The organism is Bacillus sp. GMa5/1 (assembly GCF_050172015.1).
Classification (GTDB): Bacteria; Bacillota; Bacilli; order Bacillales; family Bacillaceae_G; genus Bacillus_A; species Bacillus_A cereus.
This window is the reverse complement of the sequence record NZ_JBNLYC010000047.1, coordinates 23743-33613: the sequence shown is the minus strand read 5'-3', so window position 1 is coordinate 33613 and position 9871 is coordinate 23743. Positions and strand designations below refer to the sequence as shown.

Sequence of the window (9871 nt, the reverse complement as noted above, 5' to 3'; positions counted from 1 at the left end):
ATTAGAATGATAGTTGTAACGTGAAACATATATAATAGAAGAAACTCAATTTAGTAGATAAATAAAAAACGTAGGAGTGTAAACTCCTACGTTTTTGTTTATTCATATCGTAAACATTCAATTGGATCCAGTTTGGCAGCTTTGTTAGCTGGTAGTAAACCGAATATAATACCGATTAACATGGAGATACCTACTGCAAGAAGTCCAAGTTCTTTTGAGACAACGAGTGGCCATCCAGCAAAGATTGAGACGATCCAAGCGAAGAAAATACCGAGCATGAATCCGATGAAACCACCAAGTCCTGTTAAAATACAAGATTCGATTAAGAATTGTGTTAATACTTTACCACGTGTTGCACCAAGTGCTTTACGAATACCAATCTCACGTGTACGTTCTGTTACAGATACGAGCATGATGTTCATTACACCGATACCACCAACAAGTAAGGAGATAGCAGCAATACCACCAAATACCATTTTCATCATACCGATTGATTCGTCTAGTTGTTTCGTAAATTCACCTAAGTCTTGTGCTTCGAATTTGTGCTCAAATTTAGGAGCTTTCATTTCGTTTAAGACAGAAACGGCTTGTTTTTCTACACTTTTACGTTCTGTCGGAGAGGTCATTGTTAATCTTACAGAGTCATACTCATTTACTCCTGAAATGACAGGCGCATTTTCAAGTGATGTATAACCTTCAGGCATAGGCATTCCAAAGTCGTTTTTCGTTTCGTATACACCAACTATTTTATACGGCTTTCCTTTTATATCTGTGTATTGATTTGATTCCCAACCACTACTAAATAATTTGTTGAAAGCTTCTTCATTTAATATAACAGCAGGGATTGCTTGGTTTAATTCACTGTCATTTAATTCACGACCGTGAACTAATTTTATTTTCGAATCTGTCATAAAGGCGCCTGTTCCACCTTTTAAATCAAGATTTACATCTTTTGAACCAGCAGATGCTTTTACTTTCATACTTACGTCTGGATACACATCTTTAACGCCTGGTACAGTTTGCAGACGGTTTAGCATATCAGGTGTGATTTTGGCACTATCTGTTCCGTAATCAGGATTGTTGTAGTAAATCGTTACTTCGTTATCTTTTCCTTGGCCTAATTCTTTTTTAAACTTTGCGTTTGTACCATCACCCATTGAAATGATAGTAATAATGGCACTAATACCGATAATAATACCTAACATCGTTAAAATAGAACGCATTTTATGAGCAAAGATAGAGGAAAGGGCCATGCGTATATTTTCACTCGTATTCAAAATTAACCTCTCCAATCTTGGACGATATTTCCGTCACGAATTACAATTTGACGTGCTGCAGCTTCCCCGATTTCACGGTCATGGGTAATCATAATGATTGTTGAGCCTTGTTTATTTAATTCGTAAAAGAGGTCCATAATTTGTGTGCTTGTTTTCGTATCAAGTGCTCCCGTCGGTTCATCGGCTAAAATGAATTTTGGGTTATTTACGATTGCACGTGCAACAGCGACACGCTGCTTTTGTCCACCTGATAATTCGTTCGGTAAGTGAGTAGCGCGATCAGCTAAACCGACTTTTGTTAAAGCAGCTAATGAGCGCTCGCGTCTTTCTTTTTTATCGACTCCAGCGTAAATAAGGGGTAGTTCTACATTTTGAAGCGCTGTAAGTCTCGGTAATAACATGAAGTTTTGGAATACGAATCCGATCTCTTTATTACGTACGTGTGCAAGTTCTGTTTCAGTCATGTTTGAAATATTTTGACCGGCTAGTTCGTACGTACCTGTCGTCGGTTTATCTAAGCAACCGATAATGTTCATTAATGTTGATTTACCAGAACCAGAAGGTCCCATAATAGAAGTGAATTCTCCTTGGTTCAGTGTTACGTCAATTCCGTGTAATATTTGAACGGATTCTGCACCATTTTGGAAGGATTTCGTGATGCCTTTTAAGTTAATCACTGGGCGACAACCTCCATACCATCTTTTAAGTCTTTTTCAGGTTTAGAGATAATTTCCTCTCCTTTTTTCACTCCAGAAACTTTTGCTTCGCTATCAGTCTCGAATTCAACAGTAACTGCTTGTTCTTTCGCCTTACCGTCTTTTACAACGAAGACAACATTTTTGTCACCTTTTTTCACGATACTGCTTTTCGGAACAATTGTACCAGTTGCTTCGCCAGATTTACTTGTTACGTAAACGTGGAAGCCGTTTTGTAATTCGTCACTATTATCTAATGTGACAGTGAATTGATAGTTAGAAACAGTTTTATTTTCATCCATGCTCTTTAATGGTGTAGAACCGATTTCTGTTACTTTTCCTGTCCAAGTCTTACCAGCGACAGTTTTTGATGAAACAGTTACTTCTTGCCCAACTTTCATACTAGCAAGCTCATATTCAGAAAGTTGACCTTTTACCTTAAATTGACCAGCGTGACGAAGAGTAACTCCGCTCATACCTGTTTTTTCGTCAGCAGTTTTCACGATATCATCAATTACGCCATCAGCAGGACTTGTTACAGAAAGAGTGTTTACTTTCTCTTTTGCTGCTTTAATCATTTCATCAGCTTTTTCAACTTCAAACTTTTTCATTTCAAGTTGTGATTCTAATTGCCCAACTTCAGCTTCTGATGCTTTTAATGCTTCAGCGGGAAGGCCTGCATTTTTATCTTTTTGTAATTTTTGTTTCGCCGCATCAATTTGTTTTTGGAACAACGTTACTTCTTTTTGTGCGATTTTCTTTTGCATTTCTGCTTCTGTTACACCTTGTTTAGCAGTCGGGTCATTGTATTTAAATAGAAGCTGACCTTTTTTCACTTCATCGCCTTTTTTTACAGCTAATTCATATGTTCCTTTTGTTGGATCGAATGAAATAGTTTCAATTCCATTTGGAATAACTTCGCCGCCAAATTTTTGCGCGTTTTGGATTTGTTTTTCAGTTACTTTATATCCGCTATATGCCATTGCTACTTCTGAACCGCCCCCAGCAAATGCAAAGTATGATCCAGCTGCAATTCCGATTGCTACTACACTAGTAATTAACACCTTATTTTTCTTTTTCATCTATTTATCACCTTTTCGTTCGTTTTAGTATCTACATTAAGTATAGAAGAGGTGAAGAATCTGACAAATCGTTTTAGCTTACAATAACCTTACAGTTTTGTAAGGTATGAATATGTAAATGTAAGGTAGAGGTTGTCCTATTGTAAGCAAATGAATTGACTCGTTGTTTCTTTCTTACAATAATATTGTATGAAGGAGAGGAGGAAGGAAGATGGAAGCTTATTTTAGTGCGCATCCATTAAAACCGTTTATTCCATACTCAAGGCAACATGCCATTATATTATTTATTATGTTGGTGGGGATATTTTTTCTGTATCAATACCAAGATTTATTACGTCAAAATGAGTGGAATATAACGGTTCGATATGCGATTGCATTTTTATTTATAGGTAGTGAAATTGGGCTTCATATGTGGGAGTGGAAAGCGGGGATTTTTGAGCTAGCTACTTCATTACCGTTTGAGTTATGTACAATTAGTTTATTGTTAGCGTCGATTATGATTGTAACGAAAAGTTATCGAATATATGAGATTGTATTTTTTACGGGAATTATTGGTGCATCACAAGCCATTTTAACACCAAATTTGCAATATGCTTTTCCGCATTTTCGTTTCATTGAATATTTTATCGCGCATGTATTGCTTATTTGGGCACCACTCTTTATGACTTGGGTGGAAGGCTATAGACCGACCTTGCAATCTATTAAGCGTACGATGATATTTTTAAACATATTGGTTCCGCTTGTTTCGTTTGTGAATTACAAAACAGGTGGTAATTATATGTTTTTAGCTCATAAGCCAGAAACAGCTTCATTACTCGATATGTTAGGACCGCATCCTTACTATATTATTTCATTAGAACTCGCAGCGCTTATTGGGTGTTTTATTTTATATATTCCGTTTGCGAAAAGAGAAAGGCATGCGCATAAAGAATCACTAGGATCATAGCTTAGTGATTTTTTGTCTTTAAAATATTTACAATTCAGAAAATTAAGAATAGAATTAGGGGGTAAATTATAGAGAGAGAAGGGTGAAAATGGTCAAAAAGGTATTTTTGAATGGGATGGAAGTGACGATTCAATTTCTTATTTCGATTTTGGGGATTATTATGTTAGGGGCTCTGCCGAAATTGTTTTATGGATTTAAGCTGGATGTATCAAAGTACATACAGAGTTTAAAAGAAGTATTTGTGAACTTAATGGATATTTCCAATTTGCAATATGTGAAAGGTAAATTTTTATTTCCGCAGTTGTTCGTCCATTATAAAGAAACGATTATTATTTTTTTAGCTGCTTTTTTTATTTCATTATTTGTAGCATTTTGTATTGTTTATGTAATTGTGAGTAGTTCACCGCGTATGCAACAGCGAATTAAATCATTTCTTATCTTCCTAGAATCCATTCCAGATATCCTTCTTATTTTAGTATCACAAATTTTAGTTGTATGGTTTTTTAAACAAACAGGTTTTTTACCTTTTCAAATTGCTTCAATTGGAGGCGAGTCGATTAGGGGGTTGCCAATATTGTGTTTGAGCATCCCGACTACGATTATGTTTGTAAAAATGGTCGTGCTTCGTTTTGAAAATGAACTAGAAAAAGATTATGTACTATTTGCTAAGGCGAAAGGGCTGGGGCGCTTTCATATTTTAAATCGTCATATTTTACGAAATGTGTTGCTTAGTACATTATTCTTTGCGAAAACGAATATCTTTTTTATGTTATCTAATTTATATATTATAGAATGGATTTTTAATACGGGTGGTATTTTTATGTTTTTGAAATCGTATTTCGGTATTAGAGTTGAGGTTTTCATCGTTAGTGTGCTTCTTATATATATTCCGATTTTTATTTTATTTAAATTGTTTCATTATCTCATTCCGGCTGCGATGAAGGAGAGATTATAATATGTGGACGTATATAAAACGTGATAAAAGATTTTGGATAAGCATTGGGTTTCTTCTCCTATTAGTTCTTTTGAGCATCGGAAATACGTTATGGAATGATGGACATATTAGACAAGTTACATTGCAATATGATGCGGATGAAAATCCACAAGTGCCACCGTTTCCACCTTCATTCCAATTTTTACTCGGGACAGACCGGAAAGGGTATGACCTGTTACATTTAGTCATTGAAGGCGCGAAGTGGACGATTGGTATATCTATTTTAATTGCGGCACTTAGAATGGTAATAGGTGTGTTTTTCGGTGTCGTACTCGGAACGTATATAAAAAGAGGATTTTCAAAAATTGAGGCTTTCTTTGATAGTTTTACAGTTATTCCGACAGTTATGATTGCGTATTTTTTTCTTCAATCTGCAAATGCATTTGGAAGCGGAGAGGAGACAACAACCTTTTTTGAAAGGGCTTCGTTTCAAGTGGTATTACTTGTACTACTTGTAATGCCAGTTATTGCACTGTATGTTGCGAAGGAAGTTCGTAAATTGCGAACGGAAGAATTTGTTGATGCCGCGCGCATATTAGGCGGATCGAGAAGACGTATTGTTATAAAACATCTTTTTCCGCATCTCTATATGACTTTTATACTCGTATTTCTTCAACAGTTTACGCAGAGTCTTACTATTTTACTGCACTTAGGATTACTTGAAGTGTTCTTTGGTGGGACTGTTACGTTTGGTGGACCTATAAAAGAGGTGGAATCTTATACGCATGAATGGTCAGGTTTAATTGGAGTATACTTTAGATCATTAACAGTGCATCCATGGATTCCTCTCGTCCCAATTACATTTTTCGGGCTAACTATTTTTTCAGGAAATATGATTGTGAAAAGTATAGAAGAGGCAATGTTGAAAGTAAGGTTAGGAGGGGAGAGAAAGAGGAAAGATGTAGAAGAGGAACAGCCTGTTGTGCAGTCAAAAGAAGAGTTATTTACTTTTAAACATACGATGTGAAGAGAAAGAAGAAGCAAGCATGGATTTCATGCTTGCTTCTTCTCTTTATTTTGTAGAAACTTCACCTGCAGCTTCTGTTTGCGGAATAAAGTATCCAATTATACCACCGATTATTGCTGGAATGATCCAGCCAATTCCTAAGTTATAAAAAGGAATGGTGTGTACGATATTAGCGATAAAATCTGGTATCATTTCCACATTATCAAGTGCATGAATACAGCTAATAATAAACGCTGCGATCATCGCTCCAATGTAGACAGAAGGTTTACGTTTCGTATATTTATCGATAAATGATACGAAAACTAAAATGATCGTAATTGGGTACAAAATAATTAATACAGGTAAAGTAATTTTAATTAATAAGCTTAATCCTAAGTTTGAAATAACGAAACTAAAGATACAAACGTATAGTACAAGCTTTTTGTATGAAACATTTGTTAGCACTGTTGTGAAGTAATTTGCAAATGCACTTACAACACCAATTGCCGTTGTTAAACAAGCGAAGATAATGGCGATACTTAATAAAATATTACCGCTTGTCCCAAAAAATTGATACATAACAGTAGCTAATAGCTGCCCACCGTTTTCGAATTGTCCTAAGTTTCCGTTTGAAGCTCCAATATAACCGAGTAAGAAGTAAACAATTGTTAAGAATAGAGCAGCGATACTTCCGCAAATGATTGTATATTTTGCGATAGATTTCTTCTCTTGTATACCATTTTGACGAATTGCATTTACAACAATTGTTGATAGTACGAGAGCCCCAATTGCATCTAACGTTAAAAATCCTTCAAGAAATCCTTTGAAAAACGGGATGTCTTTATAGTCACCGATAGGTTCTGCAAACGTCCCTGGTGAAAGAATCGCTTTTGTTGCCATAATTGCAATAATTACAAGTAAAATTGGCGTTAATATTTTACCGATATGATCTACTAGCTTGGATGGATTTAATGATAAGAAGTAAACGAATGTAAAGAAAATCGCACTAAAAACTAACATAGAATACCATTGATCTGGGAAAAGTGGTGCAATCCCGATTTCATAAGATACAGATCCAGTTCGTGGAATAACAAATAGTGGGCCGATTGAAAGATAAATAATGATAGCGAATACTGCTGCGAATTTTGTATGAACACGGCTCGCTAAAGTGTTAAAACTACCACCAGCAAGGGCAACAGCAACGATAGCAAGTAAAGATAAACCGACGTCTGTAATAATAAAACCTGTAATGGAAACCCACATATTTTCTCCGGAAGAAAGACCGAGAAGGGGCGGGAAAATCATATTACCAGCACCGAAGAAAACTGCGAATAGTAATAAACTAATCGAAAGTATTTGCGCTGGTTTTAAAGTTGTATGCATATAAAGAAAATCCTCCTAATGAGTGTTTTTGTCGAAAATTCAAACAATTTGTCGAGTAACTGTTATTATTTTAAAGGTCTGATGACTAGAAAGCAATAGGGAATTTTGAAAATATTAAAAAATAATGCATTAAATCGAATAAATATACTATTTATATGTTTAATAGGAAGGATTTAACTTTTAACGTAAAAAAACACATATCGCTAGGATACGTGTATTAAAAATATATTTTTCTATCGCGTTCTTCTTTTAAAATTTCAACCGCTTCTCGGAAACGTTGTGAATGAACGATTTCACGTTCACGTAAGAAGCGTAGACTATCATTTATATCTGGATCATCGGATAAGTTAATGAGCCATTGATATGTTGCTCGTGCTTTTTCTTCAGCTGCAATATCCTCGTATAGATCGGCAATTGGATCACCTTTAGCCTGTATATAGGTTGCAGTAAATGGAACACCAGCAGCGTTATGGTAATGAAGAGCACTGTCATGATCAGCGTAATGAGGGTCAAGACCAGCAGCTTTCATTTGTTCAGGGGTCGCATCTTTCGTCAGCTTATAAACCATCGTAGCAATCATTTCAAGGTGAGCAAATTCTTCTGTACCAATATCAGTAAGTAGGCCAATGACTTTATCAGGAATTGTATAACGTTGATTTAAGTAACGTAGTGCAGCAGCTAATTCTCCATCTGCACCACCGTATTGCTCGATTAATAATTTTGCAAGTGCGGGATTGCAAGTTCCCACTTTAACTGGGTATTGTAATTTCTTTTCATAAATCCACATAGTTTCTCTCCTTTATATTTGCCATGGCCAAGGACCTTTGCTCCATTCCCAAGGGGCATTAGAATAGCTGTTTCCAAACTGTTGGAGTGGTCCGTATTTTTCTTCCATCTTTTGTTTTAATACTCTCCGTTTATAGGAAAAGTCATTAAATTGATTAATCGCAGCGGTGTCATCTGGATGTGTATCTAAATAAAGAGTGAGTTCAACTAGTACAAAGTCCAGTTCTTGAAGCTCCAGTAAAAGTTTATAGTATTCTTCTGGTAGCGATTGATTCACGACAGTAGTCACCGCCCTTTTTTATAAGGATTTTCATAATAGTCATAAAAAACAGGCCATAAAGTCCCTTTTTGTAGTGCTTCTTTTGGTGTGAATTGTGGTAAGTTTGGCGGTTGAAAGCCTAAAAATAAATTAGGAGGAGTAGAATAATATTTTTTTCCAATAGGAGGACAGGGATCGAGAGGACTATGATAGGGCACGAATGATCTCATATATTTATTCACGAATAAACCTCCTTAAGTGTTCATTACTACGTATTGTATTCAGACATAATAGGCATTTATGACACATATAAAAAAGTAATAGGTACGGGGGGAATGAATGTGGAGAATGTGAAACAATTCATTGTATTGGAAGTGAAAAACTTAAAGGAAACTTTGTATTTTTACGAAGGGATTTTAGGAATTAAACCTAGTTTAGAAAGACCTCAATTAGATGTAACAGGGGTTTGGTATGATGCTGACTCAACGAGAATTAGTTTTATTATGAAGCGCAGTTTGGGCGGGCGTGAGAAGAGTGTTACGGACTCAGTTGATGTTCTAACGTTTTCAATTTCTAACATAGAGAATGTAAAGAAGAGGTTAGTATTTTATAAAATCGCATACACAGAAAACAAAAGTGAGAAGAGTATTGTGGTACAAGACCCGGATGGATATAAACTTCAAGTGATAGAGAAGGATGAATAGACGGAGGGGATTTAGTGGAGAGAAATTATGAAGAAAGTGCGTTGTTTGAGCATCAATTTTGGTTAAAAGTACTTACTGATCATGCACAATTTTTACTGGATGCATTAGCTCCGAAGGAAAAAGAGGATATAAAAAAAGCTACTTACTTTGTTGAAACATTTACGAATTTGTTAAATAAAGTTCGGAATGTGAATCTGATGGCATTTTCAAAAGAGGCAGAACAAGCCGCTAAGGAGATTCGGGCGTTTAAATTAAATATTATACAGAAGCAGTTGGAAGGGAAAATTACGATTCATTTTACGCCAACTTTTATTAATCATATGGTAAACGAAGTGGAAGAGTATATAGCAGTTTTAGAGTTTTTGAAGAAAGGGGAAGTTCCGCCTGTTTTTCATGAATTACATTATCATCTCGTTTGGTTAACGGATGCGGCTGGTCACGCAGGCTCTATTTCTGGTGGATTAGATCTTGTTGAAAAAAGATTAAAAGAGAAAAGCGAAGAATTTACGAAGCATTTTGAACAATTTTACTTAAAGGCAGTTGAAATGACAGGGTATTTACGAACGGAGCTTCATCATTTTCCAGCATTAAAGAAGTTTACGAAAGATGTTTCACTTGAATTGAAATTATTTTCGCATTTTTTACATGAAGTGGAAGAGCTCGAGTTATCGAATGAAGTATTAAGTGTATTATCGGCTAGAATGGCAGATCATATGGCAAGAGAGGAATGTTACTACTTATTAAAACTAGCTCAATCGTCTGGACTTGAAATGCCGAAATGTAATCCGCTTTAAAGAAA

At 35.6% G+C, this 9871-nt stretch carries 12 protein-coding genes; 5 read left to right on the top strand and 7 right to left on the bottom strand.

Annotated features, from left to right (window positions below; all coding sequences use genetic code 11):
• Positions 1 to 98 precede the first annotated feature (98 nt).
• The 3 genes from ACQGSG_RS13915 to ACQGSG_RS13905 are packed head-to-tail and all read right to left on the bottom strand — an operon-like array spanning position 99 to position 3054.
• On the bottom strand, positions 99 to 1253 hold the full coding sequence (locus ACQGSG_RS13915) for an ABC transporter permease (protein ID WP_001986269.1): 1155 nt from the start codon (positions 1251 to 1253) through the stop codon (positions 99 to 101).
• Positions 1254 to 1279: 26 nt separating this feature from the next.
• Positions 1280 to 1954, bottom strand: a complete 675-nt coding sequence (locus tag ACQGSG_RS13910; protein WP_000609104.1) for an ABC transporter ATP-binding protein — start codon at positions 1952 to 1954, stop codon at positions 1280 to 1282.
• Positions 1951 to 3054: an efflux RND transporter periplasmic adaptor subunit gene (locus tag ACQGSG_RS13905; protein ID WP_000728830.1), complete on the bottom strand. Its 1104-nt coding sequence runs from the start codon at positions 3052 to 3054 to the stop codon at positions 1951 to 1953. Before ACQGSG_RS13905 ends, ACQGSG_RS13910 begins: the two co-directional genes overlap by 4 nt.
• A gap of 211 nt (positions 3055 to 3265) precedes the next feature.
• On the opposite strand from ACQGSG_RS13905, the gene ACQGSG_RS13900 reads away from it, so the two are divergent.
• The 3 genes from ACQGSG_RS13900 (at position 3266) to ACQGSG_RS13890 (ending at position 5961) form a co-directional block, all read left to right on the top strand.
• Positions 3266 to 4000: a TIGR02206 family membrane protein gene (locus ACQGSG_RS13900; protein ID WP_325842985.1), complete on the top strand. Its 735-nt coding sequence runs from the start codon at positions 3266 to 3268 to the stop codon at positions 3998 to 4000.
• Between the two features lie 88 nt (positions 4001 to 4088).
• A complete protein-coding gene (locus ACQGSG_RS13895) occupies positions 4089 to 4955 on the top strand; it encodes an ABC transporter permease subunit (RefSeq protein ID WP_098396377.1) in 867 nt (288 codons plus the stop codon).
• A gap of 1 nt (position 4956) precedes the next feature.
• Positions 4957 to 5961, top strand: coding sequence for an ABC transporter permease (locus tag ACQGSG_RS13890; RefSeq protein WP_061654736.1), 1005 nt, complete (start codon positions 4957 to 4959; stop codon positions 5959 to 5961).
• Positions 5962 to 6006: 45 nt separating this feature from the next.
• Here the strand turns inward: ACQGSG_RS13890 and brnQ2 are convergent, their stop codons facing one another.
• From brnQ2 to ACQGSG_RS13870, 4 genes are all read right to left on the bottom strand, one after another.
• The gene (gene brnQ2, locus ACQGSG_RS13885; RefSeq protein ID WP_325842984.1) at positions 6007 to 7323 is read right to left on the bottom strand and encodes a branched-chain amino acid transport system II carrier protein BrnQ2; all 1317 of its coding nucleotides are present in this window, start codon (positions 7321 to 7323) and stop codon (positions 6007 to 6009) included.
• A 217-nt stretch (positions 7324 to 7540) separates the two neighbouring features.
• Positions 7541 to 8110, bottom strand: coding sequence for a spore coat protein CotJC (cotJC, locus tag ACQGSG_RS13880; protein WP_000265274.1), 570 nt, complete (start codon positions 8108 to 8110; stop codon positions 7541 to 7543).
• A gap of 12 nt (positions 8111 to 8122) precedes the next feature.
• The gene (locus ACQGSG_RS13875; RefSeq protein WP_001076509.1) at positions 8123 to 8386 is read right to left on the bottom strand and encodes a spore coat protein CotJB; all 264 of its coding nucleotides are present in this window, start codon (positions 8384 to 8386) and stop codon (positions 8123 to 8125) included.
• 8 nt (positions 8387 to 8394) lie between these two features.
• Complete coding sequence (locus ACQGSG_RS13870) at positions 8395 to 8610, bottom strand: spore coat associated protein CotJA (protein ID WP_001046257.1); 216 nt, start codon at positions 8608 to 8610, stop codon at positions 8395 to 8397.
• Between the two features lie 93 nt (positions 8611 to 8703).
• Between ACQGSG_RS13870 and ACQGSG_RS13865 the strand changes: the two genes are divergently transcribed.
• Positions 8704 to 9072, top strand: a complete 369-nt coding sequence (locus tag ACQGSG_RS13865) for a VOC family protein (RefSeq protein ID WP_044129442.1) — start codon at positions 8704 to 8706, stop codon at positions 9070 to 9072.
• Between the two features lie 14 nt (positions 9073 to 9086).
• A complete protein-coding gene (locus ACQGSG_RS13860) occupies positions 9087 to 9866 on the top strand; it encodes a DUF2935 domain-containing protein (RefSeq protein WP_000440974.1) in 780 nt (259 codons plus the stop codon).
• The last annotated feature ends 5 nt before the right edge of the window (positions 9867 to 9871 follow it).

Coding starts and splice junctions, on each gene's coding strand:
- ACQGSG_RS13895 (WP_098396377.1), top strand. CDS start 4,089: ATGGTCAAAAAGGTATTTTTGAATGGGATGGAAGTGACGATTCAATTT.
- ACQGSG_RS13905 (WP_000728830.1), bottom strand. CDS start 3,054: ATGAAAAAGAAAAATAAGGTGTTAATTACTAGTGTAGTAGCAATCGGA.
- brnQ2 (WP_325842984.1), bottom strand. CDS start 7,323: ATGCATACAACTTTAAAACCAGCGCAAATACTTTCGATTAGTTTATTA.
- cotJC (WP_000265274.1), bottom strand. CDS start 8,110: ATGTGGATTTATGAAAAGAAATTACAATACCCAGTTAAAGTGGGAACT.
- ACQGSG_RS13865 (WP_044129442.1), top strand. CDS start 8,704: ATGAATGTGGAGAATGTGAAACAATTCATTGTATTGGAAGTGAAAAAC.
- ACQGSG_RS13900 (WP_325842985.1), top strand. CDS start 3,266: ATGGAAGCTTATTTTAGTGCGCATCCATTAAAACCGTTTATTCCATAC.
- ACQGSG_RS13890 (WP_061654736.1), top strand. CDS start 4,957: ATGTGGACGTATATAAAACGTGATAAAAGATTTTGGATAAGCATTGGG.
- ACQGSG_RS13915 (WP_001986269.1), bottom strand. CDS start 1,253: ATGGCCCTTTCCTCTATCTTTGCTCATAAAATGCGTTCTATTTTAACG.